This window comes from Bradyrhizobium sp. 26S5, assembly GCF_036923295.1.
Lineage (GTDB): Bacteria > Pseudomonadota > Alphaproteobacteria > Rhizobiales > Xanthobacteraceae > Bradyrhizobium > Bradyrhizobium septentrionale.
Genome location: NZ_CP145948.1, coordinates 6,614,098 through 6,631,185, shown reverse-complemented (window position 1 = coordinate 6,631,185; position 17,088 = coordinate 6,614,098). Strand labels below are relative to the sequence as shown.

Here is a 17,088-nt window from a genome sequence, read left to right as displayed (position 1 = left end):
GCATAGCTAGCCCGCGTTGGCCTTCAGGCCGGCGGCTTCGATGCCGGCCACGGCGCAGATCTCGTCATTGTCTGACGTGTCGCCGCTGACGCCGACGGCGCCGAGCAGGGTAGAGCCGTCCATGATCAAGACGCCGCCGGGGACCGGCACCAGCCGGCCCTGCGCCAGCGTGTTCACGGCGTCGACGAAATAGGCCTGCTCCTGCGCGCGCTGAAACAGGGCGCGCGATCCCATTCCCAATGCCAGCGCGCCATAGGCCTTGCCATGGGCGATCTCGGCCCGCATCAGGCTGGTGCCGTCCTGTGCGGCCGTCACCTTCACGGCGCCGCGGGCGTCGAGGATGGTGACGACGAGCGGCTTGAATTTCTTCTCGACCCCCTTGGCCAGCGCGGCATCCAGAATCTTGCGGGCAGTGTCGAGAGTGAGATCAGCCATGGGCCTCTTCCTTTATCGATTGATCTGAACTGGATTTCGCACACTTCAGGCTCATCGCCAATACGTTGGCAACGTGAAGCGGCGTGCGGCCGCTGCCGTCCATGATCTGGTGCCGGCATGAGGTGCCGTCGGCCACGATCAGCGTGTCCGGATCGGCGCTCCTGATCGCCGGCAGCAGCGACAGCTCGGCCATCTCGATCGAGGCCTGATAGGTATCCGCTCCATAGCCGAACGCGCCGGCCATGCCGCAGCAGCTCGACTCGATGGTCTTGACCTCGAGGCCCGGCACCAGGCGGAGCACTTTCTCCACCGGCTTGAACGCGCCAAAGGACTTTTGGTGGCAATGACCGTGCACGACGGCCTTGCCGGCGACCGCGCCAAGCGGCAAGGCGAGACGCCCGGCCTCTGCCTCGCGTACCAAAAACTCTTCGAACAGCAAAGCGTGCGCGCTCACGGTCTTCGCAAGCGCATCCGAACGCAGCGATAGCAGCTCGTCGCGCAGGGTCAGCAGGCAGCTCGGCTCGAGACCGATGATCGGCACGCCGCGGGCGGCGAACGGCGCGTAGGTCGCAACCAGCCGGTCGAGCTCGGCCCGGGCCTGCTCGACCAGTCCGGCTGACAGGAATGTCCGCCCGCAGCACGGCGGCCGGCCGCCATCCAAAGGCTTGGGGAGGTGGACGCGATAGCCGCCGGCAAGCAGGACCTCGATCGCCGCGTCGAGATTTTCCCGCTCGTAGCCGCGGTTGAACGTATCGGCGAACAGCACCACTTCGCGGCCATCAGGCGGACCCAGCACCTCGGCGTCAGGCCGGAACGTGTCGCGGCGAAACGCCGGCAGCGCGCGCCTGGCGCTGATGCCGGCGAGTCTCTCGAACAGCGCGCGCAGCAGCGGGCTGCGGTTGCGCCAGTTCGCGAGCGGCGCAAGGCGCGAGGCGAGATCGACATAGCGCGGCAGATAGCCCACCAGCCGGTCGCGCAGCGACAGGCCGTGCGTTGCGGCGCGCGCGGCCAGCACCTCGATCTTCATCTTGGCCATGTCGACGCCGGTCGGGCATTCGTGACGGCACGCCTTGCAGGACACGCAGAGTTTCAGCGTGTCCATCATCTCGTCGGAGGCGAGCGCGTCCGGACCCAATTGGCCCGAGATCGCCAGCCGCAGCGTGTTGGCGCGGCCGCGGGTGACATCTTTCTCGTTGCGGGTCGCGCGATAGGACGGGCACATCACGCCGCCTTCGAGCTTGCGGCAGGCGCCGTTGTTGTTGCACATCTCAACGGCGCCCTGGAAACCGCCGCCGGCGCCGGGATAGGCCGACCAGTCCAGCACCGTCTTCAATTCGCCGACGCGATAATCCGGCGAGAAGCGGAACAGCGAGCGGTCGTCCATCTTCGGAGGATCGACGATCTTGCCCGGGTTGAGCGTGTTGTCCGGATCGAAGCGCTGCTTGACCTCGCAGAAATCGGCAACGATGCGCGCGCCGAACATCGTCTCGTGGAATTCCGAGCGCACCAGGCCGTCGCCATGCTCGCCGGAATGCGAGCCCTTGTATTCGCGCACCAGCTCGAAGGCTTCCTCGGCAATGGCGCGCATTGCCTTGACGTCCTTCTCGAGCTTGAGATTGAGCACCGGGCGCACATGCAGGCAGCCTTCGGAGGCATGCGCATACATCGTGCCGCGGGTGCCGTGCTTGGCGAAGACGGCGTTGAGCCGCTCGGTGTAGTCGGCGAGGTGCGGCAGCGGCACCGCGCAATCCTCGACGAAGGAGACCGGCTTGCCCTCCTGCTTCATCGACATCATGACGTTGAGGCCGGCGGCGCGGAAATCGGCGATCCCGGATTGCAGCGCGGGCTCCACGATCTCGACCACGCCGCCCCATTTGCGCTGCGGCCTGTCCCAGCCGAAGCCGAGATCGGCCATCAGCTCGCCGAGCTGCTTGAGGCGGGCGAGATTGTCGGCCTGATCTTCCTCGGCGAACTCCACCACCAGGATGGCGTCCGGATCGCCGCGCACGGCCTGGGAGATGATCGGCTGGAACATCGCGATCTCGCGGCCGAGCGCGATCATGGTGCGATCGACCAGCTCGACGGCGATCGGGCGCAGCTTGACCAAATGCTGGGCTGCGTCCATCGCCTCGTAGAAGCTGCCGAAATGGCAGACGCCGAGCGCCTTGTTGCGGATCACCGGCCACAGCTTCAACTCGACCTGGGTCGTGAAGGCGAGCGTTCCCTCCGATCCGACCAAAAGATGCGCCATGTTGTTCGGCGCATTGCGCGGCATCAGCGCGTCGAGGTTATAGCCGCCGACGCGGCGCTGCACTTTTGGGAATTTGTCCGCGATCTCGGCCGCCTCGCGCTCGCCGAGATCGAGCATGTCGCGGAACAGGCGCGATCCGCTGTCGCGAGAATTGATCCGCGTCAGATCGCGCGGCACCTCGCCGAAATGCAGCAGCGTGCCGTCGGCAAGCGCGGCATCCATCGACAGCGTGTTGTCGCGCATCGTGCCATAGCGCAGCGAGCGGCCGCCGCAGGAATTGTTGCCGGCCATGCCGCCGATCGTGGCGCGCGACGCGGTCGAGACGTCGACCGGAAACCACAGCCCGTGCTTCTTCAGCTGGCGGTTGAGGTCGTCGAGCACGATGCCGGGCTCAACGACACAAGTGCGGTTGTCGACGTCGAGCGAGAGGATCCGGTTCAGGTGCTTGGACAGGTCGACCACGATGCCGTCATTGACGGTCTGGCCGCATTGCGAGGTGCCGCCGCCGCGCGGGGTGACGATCCGCCCGTCGTCGCGGGCGATCGCGAGCGCCCGCAGCGCCTCGTCGATGGTTCGGGGCACCACCACGCCGGCCGGCATGATCTGGTAGAACGAGGCGTCGGTCGCGTAGCGGCCGCGGTTGAAGGCATCGAAAAAGACGTCGCCGGTCATTTCGGACCGCAGGCGCTGTTCGAGCGATGAGGCGTTCTTCATCCCAGATCCGATGTGATCCACGACGCAGCCGAAACTGCCCGTAGATTATTCATTCTATGGCGACTAAAATTACATTATGAATTCATAATGAGCAAGACTTGCGGCCTCAAGGCTAGTCGCCCTGAAGCGTCGCCTCGTCGGCGGCGTCCGGTCCCTCGGCGAGGTGCTCGATGGCGGCGGTCCGCTTGTTGCGCAGGTGGGCGAACAGGATGTCGCTGAGCTCGCTGCCGGCGCGGCGGCGCAGCGCATCGAGGATCGCTTCGTGCTCCCGCATCGCCTCGGCCCAGCGCTGCCGCTTGCGGGCGAAATTGGCGGAGTAGCGCACCCGGCGGATCCGGCCCGCGAAATTGGCGTAGGCGGTCTTCAGGGTCTCATTGCGCGCGGCGGCCACGATGCTCTCGTGAATGCGCTGGTTGACCTGGAAATAGCCGTGCATGTCGCGATGCAGATAGTGGCCGTACATCTCGTAATGCAGCCGCTCGATCGCGGCGATTTCCTCATCGGTAATGGCTTCGCAGGCCAGCCGCCCGGCCAGGCTCTCGAGCCCTGCCATGACGTCGAACAGTTCCTCGAGGTCGCGCGGGCTGAGCCGGCGCACCCGCGCGCCGCGATTGGGCAACAGCTCGATCAGGCCTTCGGCGGCCAGCACCTTGAGTGCTTCGCGCAGCGGCGTCCTCGATATCCCCAGCATGTCGCAGAGCTGCCGCTCCGGAACGCGCCCGCCTTCGGGGATGTTGCCCTCCACCACATAGTCGCGAAGCCGCAACAGGATCTCGCCATGAAGCGAGGCTTCCTGGCGGTCGCCGCCATTGCTGGCGGCCGGTGGGGTGATCGGAACCCCGGTTTCGGGAATCGCAGATTTCATATCCAGGACAATAATTTACCCACAGGGTCGCGTCGACGTCTCCAATCGAATACCAAATATGCGTTGAAAAGACAAAAAATGAATGCAAAATAGCCGACCAGCAGACTGAAGCACGGCGATTGGGAGGTTCTCATGCATCAAGGGCGCCATTTTCTCCAGATTCCGGGACCGAGCCCGGTCCCCGACCGCGTTCTTCGCGCGATGGACATGCCGGTCATCGACCACCGCAGCGCCGAATTCGGCGAGCTTGGCCGCACCGTGCTCGAGGGCAGCCAGAAGGTGTTTCAGACCGCAGGACCGGTGGTCATCTTCCCGTCGTCCGGGACCGGCGCCTGGGAGGCCGCGATCGTCAACACGCTGTCGCCGGGCGACAAGGTCCTGATGGTCGAGACCGGCCACTTCGCCACGCTGTGGCGCCAGATGGCCGGCCGCTTCGGCATCGAGGTCGACTTCATGCCCGGCGACTGGCGCCGCGGCGCCGACCCCGCCGAGATCGAGGCGAGACTCGCCGGCGACACCGCCCACAGCATCAAGGCGGTGATGGTCGTCCACAACGAGACCTCGACCGGCGCCACCAGCCGCATCGCGGATATCCGCGCCGCGATCGACCGCACCTCGCATCTGGCGCTCCTGATGGTCGATACCATTTCCTCGCTGGGCTCGGTCGACTACCGGCACGACGAGTGGAAGGTCGACGTCAGCGTCAGCTGCTCGCAGAAGGGTTTTATGCTGCCGCCCGGCCTCGGCTTCAACGCGATCTCCGACAAGGCGCGCGCCGCGTCGCGCAGCAACAAGATGCCGCGCTCCTATTTCGATTGGGAGGAGATGCTGAAGCCCAACGCCAAGGGCTTCTTCCCCTATACGCCGGCGACGAACCTGCTCTACGGGCTGCGCGAAGCCATCGCGATGCTGCTGGAGGAGGGGCTCGACAACGTGTTCGCGCGCCATCGGCGGCTCGCCGCCGCGACGCGGGCTGCCGTCAGTCAATGGGGGCTCGAGAATCTCTGCCAGGAGCCATCGGAATTCTCGCCGGTGCTGACCGCGGTGATGATGCCGCCCGGCCACGATGCCGATCAGTTCCGCAAGGTCGTGCTCGACAATTTCAACATGTCGCTCGGCGCCGGCCTGTCGAAGGTTGCCGGCAAGGTGTTCCGCATCGGCCATCTCGGCGAGTGCAACGAGCTGACGCTGCTTGGTGCGCTCACCGGCGTCGAGATGGGGCTGTCGGTCGCCGGCGTCCCGCATCGTGCGGGTGGCGTCGAGGCCGCCATGCGGATTCTTGAGCAGCGCGATCAGCACAACGCGCCGTCGCATCTGAAGGTGGTCAGCACTTAAGCGATCACCTACCGGCATCCCGCAGGCCAACGGCACAGAAAAATCGGGGATCAGGGAAGGGGAGGATATGAGGCTTCGGTTCAAGGCCACCCATGTCGTGTTGGCCATGCTCTGCGTGATGTACTTCATCACCTATGTCGACCGGGTGAACATCGGTACCGCGGCCGGCGATATCCAGAAGGAGCTCGGCCTGTCAAACACCGAGCTCGGCCTGGTGTTCTCGGCCTTCGCCTATCCGTATCTGCTGTTCCAGGTGATCGGCGGCTGGGTCGGCGATCGCTTCGGACCGCGCCAGACCTTGTTCTGGTGCGGCATGATCTGGGCTGCGGCGACCATCATGACCGGCTTTGTCCATGGTCTCGCCGCGCTGTTCGTTGCCCGCTTCGCGCTCGGGTTCGGCGAAGGCGCGACTTTTCCCACCGCGACGCGCGCCATGCAGTACTGGACGCCGGCCAAGCGGCGCGGCTTCGCGCAAGGGCTGACGCATTCGTTCGCGCGGCTCGGCAATGCCGTCACCCCGCCGGTGGTAGCGCTGCTGATCCTATGGCTGACCTGGCGCGGCGCATTCATCGCGCTCGGTATTGTCAGTCTGATCTGGGGCGTCGCGTGGGTCTGGTACTTCCGCAACGAGCCGAGCGACCATGGCTCGATCACCGCAGCCGAGCTTGCGACGTTGCCGCCGCGTCCGCAGGGCGAGCGGCCCAAGGTGCCGTGGGGCCCGCTGCTGCAGCGCATGTGGCCGGTGACCTTGACCTATTTCTGCTACGGCTGGTGCCTGTGGCTCTACCTCAACTGGCTGCCGCTGTTCTTCAAGAACAACTACAGCCTCGACCTGAAGAACTCGGCGCTGTTCGCATCCGGCGTCTTCTTCGCCGGCGTCGTCGGCGACAGCATCGGCGGCGTCATCTCCGACCGCATCCTCGAGCGCACCGGCAATGTGCGTCTGGCGCGGCTCAGCGTGACGATCGTGGGATTCGCCGGCGCGCTGCTGTCCCTGATGCCGATCCTGTTCGTTCACGACATCACGGTGGTCGCGCTCAGCCTGTCGGCCGGCTTCTTCTGCGCCGAGCTCGTGATCGGCCCGATGTGGTCGATCCCGATGGACATCGCGGCGAAATATTCCGGCACCGCCGCGGGGATCATGAACTCCGGCTCGGCGTTTGCGGCCATCGTCTCGCCGCTGGTCGCCGGCTTCGTCATCGACGCGACCGGCAATTGGTACCTGCCGTTCCTGATGTCGATGGGGCTCTTGCTGGTCGGAGGTTTCTCGGCATTGCTGATGCACCCGGAGCGGCCGTTCGAGGAGACCAGCGAACCGGTGGCACCGGGAAAGGTGGTGGCCGCCGAGTGAATAGGGCCATCGCATATGGCAGCGTCATGGCCGGGCTTGTCCCGGCCATCCACGTCTATCTTTGCCCGGAAACGAAGACGTGGATGCCCGGGACAAGCCCGGGCATGACGAGTTTTACGGGGACGATGATCGCGTCGATTCCCCAACCTCGATAGCCTCGGCCGAATGAGGGGCTGCCGGCCCCGGTGGAGCGCCGTCAGATATGCATGACGGCCCCTCGCCGAGCCTAGGACAAACCCGGCGAATAGTGATATGCGAGCGGCTCACCACGACCAAGACAAGACCGGGAAGACGCTCATGACCGTGCATACTGGAAGGCATTTTCTCCAGATTCCGGGACCGACCAACGTGCCGGACCGGGTGCTGCGGGCCATGGACATGCCGACTATGGACCATCGCGGTGCCGAATTCGCCGAGATCGGTTTTGCCGTGCTTTCGGCGATGCAGCGTGTGTTCCGCACCAAGCAGCCCGTGATCATCTACCCCTCGTCGGGGACCGGAGCCTGGGAGGCTGCGATCGTCAACACGCTGCAGCCCGGCGACAAGGTTTTGATGTGCGAGACCGGGCAATTCGCCGTGCTGTGGCACGGCATCGCCGACAAGTTCAAGCTCGACGTCGATTTCATTCCCGGCGACTGGCGCCACGGCGCCGACCTCGAGCAGATCGAGGCGCGGCTTGCCGCCGACAAGGCGCACAAGATCAAGGCCGTCTGCGTGGTCCATAACGAGACCTCGACCGCCTGCGTGACCTATCCGCGCGACGTCCGCAAGATCCTCGACACGTTGAAGCATCCGGCGCTGCTGATGGTCGATACCATCTCGGGCCTCGGCTCGCTTGAATATGAGCACGATGCCTGGGGGATCGACGTGTCGATCGCCGGCTCCCAGAAGGGACTGATGCTGCCGCCCGGCCTCGGCTTCAACGCCGTGTCGGAGAAGGCGCTGGCAGTGGCCAAGGCCAATCCCGCGATGCGCTCCTATTGGGACTGGCAGGAGGTCATCAACATCAACAAGGCCGGCACCTGGCCGTACACGCCCGCAACCAATCTCCTGTTCGGCCTCAAGGAGGCCGTGAAGATGCTGGAGGAGGAGGGGCTCGACAACGTCTTCGCCCGCCACAAGCGCCACAGCGAGGCGACGCGCGCCGCGATCAAGGTCTGGGGCCTCGAGACGCAGTGCCAGGAGCAGGGCGCGCACTCGCCGGCGCTGACCGCGGTGCGGGTGCCTGATGGCCATGACGCCGATCATTTCCGCAAGGTCGTGCTTGATAATTTCGACATGTCGCTCGGCACCGGCCTCAACAAGGTCAAGGGCAAGGTATTCCGGATCGGGCATATCGGTCACTTCAACGACCTGATGCTGATGGGCACGCTGTCCGGCGTCGAGATGGGGCTTGATCTCGCCAAGGTGCCGCATCGCAGTGGCGGCGTGCTGGCGGCGATGGAAGTCCTGAAGGGACGCGACCCGTCGCAGGCGTCCAAGGCTGTTGCTTGAAGAGGCTGTTGCTTAAAAAGGCCGTCGCCTGAAATCGAATCGTAGACAACAGAAAGAGCGAGACATGAACGCGCCCGTCACTTCGACCGAAGACCTGATCTACTCCGTCGAAGAGGGGATCGCGCGCATCACGTTCAACCGGCCGCAGGCGCGCAACGCGCTGACCTTTGCGATGTATGAGCAGATGGCTTCGATCTGCGAGAACATCAATCAGGATCACTCCATCAAGGCGCTGATCATGACCGGTGCCGGCGACAAGGCGTTCGCCTCGGGCACCGACATCTCGCAGTTCCGGGCCTTCAAGACCGCGCAGGATGCGCTGGATTATGAGGCGCGGATCGACCGCGTGCTGGGAACGCTCGAACAGTGCCGCGTGCCCGTCATCGCAGCGATCGCCGGCGCGTGCACCGGTGGCGGCGCCGGCATCGCCGCATGCTGTGACATCCGCATCGGTACCGAGGCGACACGGATCGGCTTCCCGATCGCGCGCACGCTCGGCAACTGCCTCTCGATGTCCAACATCTCGCGGCTGGTCTCGCTGATCGGCCCGGCGCGGACCAAGGATCTGATCTTCAAAGCGCGCCTGGTCGAGGCACCGGAGGCGCTGGCGCTCGGGCTCCTGAACGAAGTCGTTCCCGACGTGGAGACGCTGCAGCGCCGCGCCAACGAGACCGCCAAGCTTGTCGCCGGCCATGCGCCGATCACGCTCGAAGTGACCAAGGAAGCGGTGCGCCGCATCCGCCGCACGCTGTCGCGCGAGGAAGGCGAAGACCTGATCCTGCGCGCCTACATGAGCGAGGATTTCCGCGAAGGCATGGACGCCTTCCTCAACAAGCGCGCGCCGAACTTCAAGGGCAAGTAGCGGCGGTTTCACGCTTTGCTCCAGGTCGCGCCAACGCACGCCATATAGCCCAAACTGGTCAGATGAAAAGGAATGACCGGATTGCGCAGCAAAACCGGATCATGGTTGCTGCGTATTTGTGGGGTCGGCTATCGCACCTGTTGAATGGCAGGGGGCAATTGGAAGTGGTCGGCAGGGGTCGTCCGATTGCAATTGTACGGGCGACCCCACTCTTCGGTTTCAAATTTCCATCGGCGTGACCTGGAGAGGGTGAATATGCGCGTAAAATCTAATTTCACCCGACAAATCAATGCGACACACCCTGTCCAGCCCTTCCGCGAAAAATATTTCGGTTTATCGGAATGGCAACTCAGTGTATGGTTCGTCCGTCTCACCCGATTGAGGGGCGCTTCGCGATCGTCACGAACGCGGTGTGGGATGCGGTGGACGCCGAGCGTGGAACTGACGAGAGCACGCGAAGCGGACGGTGAAGTCGTGTGGTCCTGACGCCCCAGCGGTAGGTGTCCCCTCGCAAGACGCGAATGCGACTTTGCGAGGGCGGTGACAACAAAGCCCGGTCTCGCCGGGGAGAGCACGAAATAAGCCGTAACCCATCGCGCAGGGAAAGCCGGAGTTCCCGGTGACACCTGTGGTCCTACCTCCCGTGCTTCCTGTTGCACGGGACCCATGGGTGCGATCGGCACCCGGCTTTCCCTGCGCCCTCTGTTTGATGAGAGGGCGGAACGAGATGTAAGACTCGGACGATTCATGTCGCGAGAATGCGATGCTGTATCCCCATCCTCACCTGTCATCGCCCGGCTTGACCGGGCGATCCAGTACGCCGCGGCCGCTCGGCTCAAGCTCCGGCGTCTCTGGAATACTGGATCACCCGCATGCGCGGGTGATGACCATCGAGCATGTTGTTTGCCATTCGAATCCGAACAGGACCGTCATCCCCGCGCAAAGGCTTCGCCTTTGTCGCTGGAGGTGCGAGCGGAGCGAGCCTCGAAGGATGTATGGCCCGGCTGGTGGCCGTGCATCCTTCGAGACGCGCTACGCGCTCCTCAGGATGACGGGACTGCTAATGTCAGTGCGAACCGACACACCCACCTCATTCCAAAGTCATACGTGCTGCGGCAGTTCGCGGCTTGAACTCACCCGCATTCTCAGCACAATGACGGCACCCGCCAATTCGCAGGTTTTCGCCAAGCCGAACAAATAGATAGGGAAGAAACACGTGGGACAGATTGTGAAAACCACGGCTGCCATCGCGGCCCTGCTGCTGAGCACGCCGGCCTTTGCCGGCTGGGAGCCGAGCAAGCCGGTCGAGATCGTGGTTGCGGCGGGTGCCGGTGGCGCCTCCGACCAGATGGCGCGGATGATGCAGGCGGCGATCCAGAAGAACAATCTGATGAAGCAGCCGATGGTGGTGTCGCTGAAGGGCGGCGCGTCGGGTGCGGAAGCGCTGATGTACATGAAGTCGAGCGAAGGCGATCCCAACAAAGTGCTGATCGCCTATTCGCTGATCTACATGCTGCCGCTGTCGGCGAAAATTCCCTTCAACTGGCGCGACCTCACGCCGGTGTCGGTGATTGCGCTCGACCAGTTCGTGTTGTGGGACAATGCAACGGGTCCCAAGACCGTGAAGGAGTTTATCGAGGCCGCCAAGGCGGCAAGCGCACCGTTCAAGATGGGCGGGACGGGCTCCAAGCGCGAAGATCACGTGCTGACCGTCTTCATGGAGCAGAAGACCGGCGCAAAATTCTCCTACCTGCCGTACAAGTCCGGCGGCGAGGCCGCGACCCAGCTGGTCGGCGGCCACACCGAGTCCAACGTCAACAATCCCAGCGAGAACCTCGAAGTCTGGCGGGCCGGACAGGTCCGCGCGCTCTGCGTGTTCGACAAGGAGCGGATCTCCTACAAGACCAAGGTCACCGAGACGCAGTCCTGGAACGACATCCCGACCTGCAAGGAAGAGGGGCTCGACCTGCAGTATCTGATGCTGCGCGCGATGTTCCTGCCGGGCAAGGTCACGCAGGAGCAACAGGCGTTCTATGCCGACCTGTTCCAGAAGGTGACGCAGACGGCTGAATACAAGGACTATATGGAGAAGCAGGCGTTGAAGCCGATCTTCCTCACCGGCAAGGACATGGTCGAGTTCCTCGAGGATGACGACAAGCTGAACGCCTCGCTGATGAATGCGGCGGGCTTCGTCGCAAAATAGCGGTCGTGGTTTGCTTTACCTTCAGGCCGGAATTGGCTTGCAAGCGGCGGCGGCGCAGTGATTATTGCGCCGCAGTAAGGCCGAACGTCCGGCGAGCCCGATCGGGCTGGGTCAACCCTCCGTCGCCGTTGCGGGACCGTGAGGAGCGATCATGAGCAAAGCCGTTCTCGGCATCATCGGCGGATCCGGCATCTACGACCTGCCGGGCCTGGAAAATGTCCGCGAGGAAGCGATCACGAGCCCGTGGGGCGAGCCGTCGGCGCCGCTGCGCCGCGGCGAGATGGCGGGACTGCCGATCGTGTTCCTGCCGCGGCACGGCCAGGGACATGCGTTGTCGCCGTCCGACATCAACTATCGCGCCAATATCGACGTGCTGAAGCGGGCGGGGGTTACCGACCTTGTCGCGCTGTCCGCGTGCGGCTCGTTCAAGGAGGAGTTGCCGCCGGGCACCTTCGTGCTGGTCGACCAGTTCGTCGATCGCACCCACAAGCGCGAGAGCTCGTTCTTCGGCAAGGGCTGCGTCGCGCATGTCTCGATGGCGCATCCGGTGTCGCCGTTGCTGGTCAAGCATCTCGCCGCCGCCGCCGAAGCCGAGCGCATCGCGTTTGCGCGCGGCGGCACCTATCTCTGCATGGAAGGGCCACAATTCTCCTCGCTCGCCGAAAGCCTGACCTACAAGGCGCAGGGCTATTCGGTGATCGGCATGACCAACATGCCGGAAGCCAAGCTCGCCCGTGAGGCCGAGATCTGCTACGCCAGCGTGGCGATGGTGACCGATTTCGATTGCTGGCATCCGGCGCATGATGCCGTGACGGTGCAGGATATCATCCGCGTGCTGAATTCGAACGCCGAGAAGGCAAAGGCGCTGGTCGCGCGTCTGGCGCGGGATTTCCCGCGCGAGCATGAGCCGTGTCCGATCGGCTCAGATCGTGCACTGGACACCGCGCTGATCACGGCGCCCGCGGCGCGCGATCCGCAGTTGCTTGCCAAGCTCGATGCCGTCGCCGGAAGGGTGTTGAACGCATGAAGGTCGATGGACGGCATTTTCGCAGCATCTGGCTTGAGCCCGACGGCTGGTCGGTCGGAGCGATCGATCAGCGCCGGCTGCCGCATGAGTTCATCGTCGCCAGGCTCACGACGGCGGACGAGGCCGGCGAGGCGATCAGCTCGATGCTGGTGCGCGGCGCGCCGCTGATCGGCGCCACCGCAGCCTATGGCATGGCGCTTGCGATGCGCGCCGATGCGTCCGACGCGGCGCTCGCGCGGGCCGGCAAGATGCTCGCTGCGACCCGGCCGACCGCGATCAATCTGAAGTGGGCGATCGACGAGATGCAGCGCGCGCTCGCGCCGCTCGCAGCTTCAGCCCGCGCGGAAGCCGCCTATGCCCGCGCCCGCGAAATCGCCGACGAGGATGTCGAGATCAACCGCGATATCGGCCGCCACGGCCTTGCCCTGATCGAGCAAATCGCCGCGACGAAGCGGCTGGGCGAGCCGGTGAATGTGCTGACGCATTGCAATGCCGGCTGGCTTGCAACGGTGGATTGGGGAACGGCGACATCGCCGATCTACCAGGCGCATGATCGCGGCATTGCGGTCCATGTCTGGGTCGACGAGACGCGGCCGCGCAATCAGGGTGCCTCGCTGACCGCCTGGGAGCTCGGGCATCACGGCGTGCCGCACACCGTGATCCCTGACAACACCGGTGGCCATCTGATGCAGCATCGAATGGTTGATCTTGCGATTGTCGGAACCGACCGCGTCGCCGCCAATGGCGACGTCTGCAACAAGATCGGGACCTATCTGAAGGCGCTCGCGGCCCATGACAACGGCGTGCCGTTCTACGTTGCGCTGCCGTCGCCGACCATCGACTTTCGTATCGATGACGGCATCAAACAGATTCCGATCGAGCAGCGCGCGGCCGCCGAGGTGACGCACCTCACCGGGCGCACGACTGATGGACGGATCGAGACCGTGCGCGTGGTGCCGGAAGGCTCTTCCGTCGCCAATTTCGGCTTCGACGTGACGCCGGCCAGGCTGGTGACGGGATTGATCACCGAGCGCGGCGTCCTCAACGCTAGCCGTGCTGCACTTGCGAGCGCGTTTCCCGAACGTTCCGGCGTTAGCTGAAGGCTGCATTGACGGTGATTGTGTCAGCGCGCTATCCCAATCGTTGCCCTCGCAACCGAGACCGTCTCATCCATGTCCAATACCGATATTGAGATCGTCGTCGACGATCCGACCGCGCCTGAGGAGAACTCGCCTGCGGTCGTCAGCACCGGCGTCGTCGACGTCGTCGTCTCGCTGCTGTTGCTTGCGCTCGCCTTGGTGCTCGGCTGGGACAATTGGCGCACCGGCGCCTCGTGGGATTCGACCGGGCCGCAACCGGGCTATTTTCCGTTCTATCTCGCGGTCATCCTCGGCGGCGCCAGTCTCTATGGCCTCGGCGCCGCCTTCCTCTCGCGCCGGGAAGCCGCCGAGACCTTCGTCACCCGCGCCCAGCTGCGCCGGGTGATGGCGGTGTTCGTGCCGACATTGCTGTTCTGCCTCGCCACCCAGTATCTCGGCCTCTATGTCGCGAGCTTTCTCTTGATCGCGGGCTTCATGCGCCTGGTCGGCAAGATCGCGCTGTGGAAGTCGCTGTTGACTGCCTTCGTCTTCACCGCCGTGATGTTCATAACGTTCGACGTCGCGTTCGACGTCATCATGCCGAAGGGGCCGCTCGAAGCGGCTCTCGGCCGCTAGCCAACCGACAGGATTTCGAGACATGGAAGCCTTCGGTCTGTTGCTGCACGGCTTTGCCGTCCTGCTGACGTGGAAGACGCTGCTGCTGATGATGGTTGGCCTCGTGCTCGGCATCTTCGTCGGCGTGTTGCCCGGGCTTGGCGGTCCGAACGGCGTCGCGATCCTGCTGCCGCTGACCTTCACGATGGATCCGACCTCCGCCATCGTGATGCTGTCGTGCATCTATTGGGGCGCACTGTTCGGCGGCGCCATCACCTCGATCCTGTTCAACATTCCCGGCGAGGCCTGGTCGGTCGCGACCACCTTCGACGGCTATCCGATGGCGCAGCAAGGCAGGGCGGCTGAAGCGCTGACGGCCGCGTTCACTTCGTCCTTCATCGGTTCGCTGGTCGCGGTGCTCCTGATCACCTTCCTGGCGCCGATGATCTCGTCGTTCGCGCTGAAGTTCGGCCCGCCGGAGTTCTTCGCCGTCTACCTCCTGACCTTCTGTTCGTTCGTCGGCCTCGGCCGCGAGGCCAAGCACAAGACGGTGATCTCGATGTCGCTTGGGCTGCTGCTCGCCGGCGTCGGCATGGATACGGTGTCCGGGCAGCTGCGCATGACCTTCGGCTCCGCGGAGCTGCTGCGCGGCATCAACTTCCTCGTCGCGGTGATCGGCCTGTTCGGCATTAGCGAGATCCTGCTCACGATGGAGGAGCGCCTGGCGCTGCGTGGACACGCCGCCGGCATCAGCCTGCGCGTGGTGCTCTCGGTATGGAAGGACCTGCCGAAATACTGGGTGACGCTGCTGCGCTCGTCCGTGATCGGCTGCTGGCTCGGGATCACGCCGGGCGGCGCGATCGCGGCCTCCTTCATGGGCTACAATCTCGCCAAGCGCTTCGCCAAGGATCCGGAAAGTTTTGGCAAGGGCCGCATCGAGGGCGTGTTCGCGCCGGAGACCGCCGCGCATGCCTCGGGCACCTCGGCGCTGTTGCCGATGCTCGCGCTCGGCATTCCCGGCTCGGGGACTGCGGCGATCCTGCTTGGCGGCCTGATGGTGTGGGGCCTCAACCCGGGCCCGCTGCTGTTCGTCGAGCACAAGGACTTCGTCTGGGGCCTGATCGCCTCGATGTATCTCGGCAACGTCGTCGGCCTCGTGCTGGTGCTGACCACCGTGCCGATCTTCGCCTCGATCCTCCGGGTACCGTTCGCGGCGGTCGCGCCGATGATCGTGGTGTCCTGCGCGATCGGCGCCTATGCGATCCAGAACGCGATGTTCGACATCTGGTTGATGCTGGGCTTCGGTGTCGTCGGCTACGTCTTCAAGAAGATCGGCATCCCGCTTGCGCCATTCACCCTCGCGCTGGTGCTCGGCAGCCGTGCCGAGGACGCATTCCGGCTCTCGATGATCGGTTCCGGCGGCGATATGAAGGTGTTCTGGTCGAACGGCCTCGTCGGCACCATCACGACCTTGGCGATCGTGCTGCTGTTCTGGCCGGTGATCGATCGGGCCTTTGCCGGCGTCGCGCGTCTGGTGCGGCCGGCAAAGGCGTGAGGGGTCAGACGACCTTGCGCTGCCGGAGCTCGGCGATCTCGTCCTTGTCGAAGCCGAATTCGGCCAGGACTTCCTCGGTCTGCTCGCCGAATTCCGGCGGACGCGCCGCCATCCTGCTCGGGGTCCGCGACAGCGTCACGGGCTGGCTGACCAGCTGGATATGCCGGTTCTCGTCATTGGGCACGTGCTGGGCCATGCCGAGATGCTTGACCTGGGCATCCTCGAACATCTGGTCGATCGCGTAGATCGGCCCGCACGGCACGCCGGCGGCGTTCAGCTCCTGCACCCAGGTTTCGGTCGACTTCTTCTGGGTCAGCGCGTCGATCCGCGCGTTGAGCGCGTCGCGGTTCTTCGAGCGCGCCGGTGCGGTCGCATAGTCGGGGTCGGTGACCAGATCGGGCGCGCCGATCGCCTGCGCGCAGCGCTCCCAGATCCGGCCCCCGGTGGTGGCGATGTTGATGTAGCCGTCGGAGGTCTTGAACACGCCGGTCGGGATCGAGGTCGGATGGTTGTTGCCGGCCTGCTTGGCCACTTCCTTTTCCATCAGCCAGCGCGCCGCCTGGAAATCCAGCATGAAGATCTGCGCCTGCAGCAGCGAGGTCTGCACCCATTGGCCTTCGCCGGAAACATCGCGCTCCAGCAGCGCGGTCAGGATGCCGAGCGCACAGAACAGGCCCGCGGTCAGGTCAGCAACGGGAATGCCGACCCGCATCGGCCCCTCGCCGGGCGCGCCGGTCACCGACATCAGGCCGCCCATGCCCTGCGCGATCTGATCGAACCCCGGGCGCTTGTGATAGGGGCCGTCCTGGCCGAAGCCGGAGATGCTGCCATAGACGATCCGCGGATTGATCTTGCGGATGCTCTCATAGTCGATGCCGAGCTTGGCCTTGACGTCCGGCCGGAAGTTTTCGACCACGACATCTGCCTGTTCGGCGAGCCGCTTGAACACCTCGAGCCCACTGGGGTCTTTCAGGTTCAAGGTCATGGCGCGCTTGTTGCGATGCAGGTTCTGGAAATCGGACCCGCCGCGGGGGCCGCCCGGCTGCTCGCCGCCACTGTCCTCCAGCAGCGCATCGATCTTGATGACGTTGGCACCCCAGTCGGCGAGCTGGCGCACGCAGGTCGGCCCCGACCGGACCCGGGTCAAATCCAGCACGGTGAAACGGGACAGGGCTTGGGATGCGCGGGGAAAGGGCATTGAGACACCTCTTGTTTGGCGGGCCGCTCTGGGGGCTACTGCCTATCTGCCTTAGACAATTTGGCTGACCTTTCCAACTGTTACCCGGACGACAGGCCGGGCCG

The 17,088-nt window shown here is 64.6% G+C and carries 13 protein-coding genes; 9 read left to right on the top strand and 4 right to left on the bottom strand.

All coding sequences use genetic code 11. From position 1 onward, the window contains the following. Window positions 1-6: 6 nt before the first annotated feature. From V5279_RS31250 to V5279_RS31240, 3 genes are all read right to left on the bottom strand, one after another. The gene (locus tag V5279_RS31250) at window positions 7-435 is read right to left on the bottom strand and encodes a heme-binding protein (RefSeq protein ID WP_338690993.1); all 429 of its coding nucleotides are present in this window, start codon (window positions 433-435) and stop codon (window positions 7-9) included. Then, window positions 428-3,400 (bottom strand): FAD-binding and (Fe-S)-binding domain-containing protein, encoded by a 2,973-nt coding sequence (locus tag V5279_RS31245; RefSeq protein WP_338690992.1) that lies wholly within the window; start codon window positions 3,398-3,400, stop codon window positions 428-430. The genes V5279_RS31250 and V5279_RS31245 overlap by 8 nt, the downstream gene beginning before the upstream one ends. A gap of 112 nt (window positions 3,401-3,512) precedes the next feature. Continuing rightward, window positions 3,513-4,265, bottom strand: a complete 753-nt coding sequence (locus V5279_RS31240; RefSeq protein ID WP_338690991.1) for a GntR family transcriptional regulator — start codon at window positions 4,263-4,265, stop codon at window positions 3,513-3,515. A gap of 132 nt (window positions 4,266-4,397) precedes the next feature. Here V5279_RS31240 and V5279_RS31235 point away from each other — a divergent pair, with 132 nt between their 5' ends. The 9 genes from V5279_RS31235 to V5279_RS31195 all read left to right on the top strand — a co-directional run bounded on the left by V5279_RS31235 (window position 4,398) and on the right by V5279_RS31195 (window position 15,786). Continuing rightward, entirely contained in the window at window positions 4,398-5,600 is a 1,203-nt protein-coding gene (locus V5279_RS31235) for an alanine--glyoxylate aminotransferase family protein (protein WP_338690990.1), read from the top strand. Window positions 5,601-5,667: 67 nt separating this feature from the next. Further along, on the top strand, window positions 5,668-6,951 hold the full coding sequence (locus tag V5279_RS31230; protein WP_338690989.1) for an MFS transporter: 1,284 nt from the start codon (window positions 5,668-5,670) through the stop codon (window positions 6,949-6,951). 297 nt (window positions 6,952-7,248) lie between these two features. After that, window positions 7,249-8,445 (top strand): pyridoxal-phosphate-dependent aminotransferase family protein, encoded by a 1,197-nt coding sequence (locus V5279_RS31225; RefSeq protein ID WP_338690988.1) that lies wholly within the window; start codon window positions 7,249-7,251, stop codon window positions 8,443-8,445. A gap of 64 nt (window positions 8,446-8,509) precedes the next feature. Further along, entirely contained in the window at window positions 8,510-9,307 is a 798-nt protein-coding gene (locus tag V5279_RS31220) for an enoyl-CoA hydratase/isomerase family protein (protein ID WP_338690987.1), read from the top strand. Between the two features lie 1,225 nt (window positions 9,308-10,532). Then, on the top strand, window positions 10,533-11,510 hold the full coding sequence (locus V5279_RS31215) for a Bug family tripartite tricarboxylate transporter substrate binding protein (protein ID WP_414645775.1): 978 nt from the start codon (window positions 10,533-10,535) through the stop codon (window positions 11,508-11,510). 151 nt (window positions 11,511-11,661) lie between these two features. Beyond that, complete coding sequence (locus V5279_RS31210; RefSeq protein WP_338690985.1) at window positions 11,662-12,537, top strand: S-methyl-5'-thioadenosine phosphorylase; 876 nt, start codon at window positions 11,662-11,664, stop codon at window positions 12,535-12,537. Further along, window positions 12,534-13,637, top strand: a complete 1,104-nt coding sequence (gene mtnA / locus V5279_RS31205; RefSeq protein ID WP_338690984.1) for an S-methyl-5-thioribose-1-phosphate isomerase — start codon at window positions 12,534-12,536, stop codon at window positions 13,635-13,637. The genes V5279_RS31210 and mtnA overlap by 4 nt, the downstream gene beginning before the upstream one ends. A gap of 72 nt (window positions 13,638-13,709) precedes the next feature. After that, window positions 13,710-14,252, top strand: a complete 543-nt coding sequence (locus tag V5279_RS31200; RefSeq protein WP_338690983.1) for a tripartite tricarboxylate transporter TctB family protein — start codon at window positions 13,710-13,712, stop codon at window positions 14,250-14,252. 22 nt (window positions 14,253-14,274) lie between these two features. Then, window positions 14,275-15,786, top strand: a complete 1,512-nt coding sequence (locus V5279_RS31195) for a tripartite tricarboxylate transporter permease (RefSeq protein WP_029079940.1) — start codon at window positions 14,275-14,277, stop codon at window positions 15,784-15,786. A 4-nt stretch (window positions 15,787-15,790) separates the two neighbouring features. On the opposite strand, the gene V5279_RS31190 is transcribed toward V5279_RS31195, so the two are convergent. Continuing rightward, window positions 15,791-16,984, bottom strand: coding sequence for a CoA transferase (locus V5279_RS31190; protein ID WP_338690982.1), 1,194 nt, complete (start codon window positions 16,982-16,984; stop codon window positions 15,791-15,793). Between the last annotated feature and the right edge of the window lie 104 nt (window positions 16,985-17,088).

What these genes read in the sequence shown, in the direction of transcription:
- V5279_RS31250 (WP_338690993.1), bottom strand. Translation starts at nt 435, where the DNA reads ATGGCTGATCTCACTCTCGACACTGCCCGCAAGATTCTGGATGCCGCG.
- V5279_RS31245 (WP_338690992.1), bottom strand. Translation starts at nt 3,400, where the DNA reads ATGAAGAACGCCTCATCGCTCGAACAGCGCCTGCGGTCCGAAATGACC.
- V5279_RS31240 (WP_338690991.1), bottom strand. Translation starts at nt 4,265, where the DNA reads ATGAAATCTGCGATTCCCGAAACCGGGGTTCCGATCACCCCACCGGCC.
- V5279_RS31235 (WP_338690990.1), top strand. Translation starts at nt 4,398, where the DNA reads ATGCATCAAGGGCGCCATTTTCTCCAGATTCCGGGACCGAGCCCGGTC.
- V5279_RS31230 (WP_338690989.1), top strand. Translation starts at nt 5,668, where the DNA reads ATGAGGCTTCGGTTCAAGGCCACCCATGTCGTGTTGGCCATGCTCTGC.
- V5279_RS31225 (WP_338690988.1), top strand. Translation starts at nt 7,249, where the DNA reads ATGACCGTGCATACTGGAAGGCATTTTCTCCAGATTCCGGGACCGACC.
- V5279_RS31220 (WP_338690987.1), top strand. Translation starts at nt 8,510, where the DNA reads ATGAACGCGCCCGTCACTTCGACCGAAGACCTGATCTACTCCGTCGAA.
- V5279_RS31210 (WP_338690985.1), top strand. Translation starts at nt 11,662, where the DNA reads ATGAGCAAAGCCGTTCTCGGCATCATCGGCGGATCCGGCATCTACGAC.
- mtnA (WP_338690984.1), top strand. Translation starts at nt 12,534, where the DNA reads ATGAAGGTCGATGGACGGCATTTTCGCAGCATCTGGCTTGAGCCCGAC.
- V5279_RS31200 (WP_338690983.1), top strand. Translation starts at nt 13,710, where the DNA reads ATGTCCAATACCGATATTGAGATCGTCGTCGACGATCCGACCGCGCCT.
- V5279_RS31195 (WP_029079940.1), top strand. Translation starts at nt 14,275, where the DNA reads ATGGAAGCCTTCGGTCTGTTGCTGCACGGCTTTGCCGTCCTGCTGACG.
- V5279_RS31190 (WP_338690982.1), bottom strand. Translation starts at nt 16,984, where the DNA reads ATGCCCTTTCCCCGCGCATCCCAAGCCCTGTCCCGTTTCACCGTGCTG.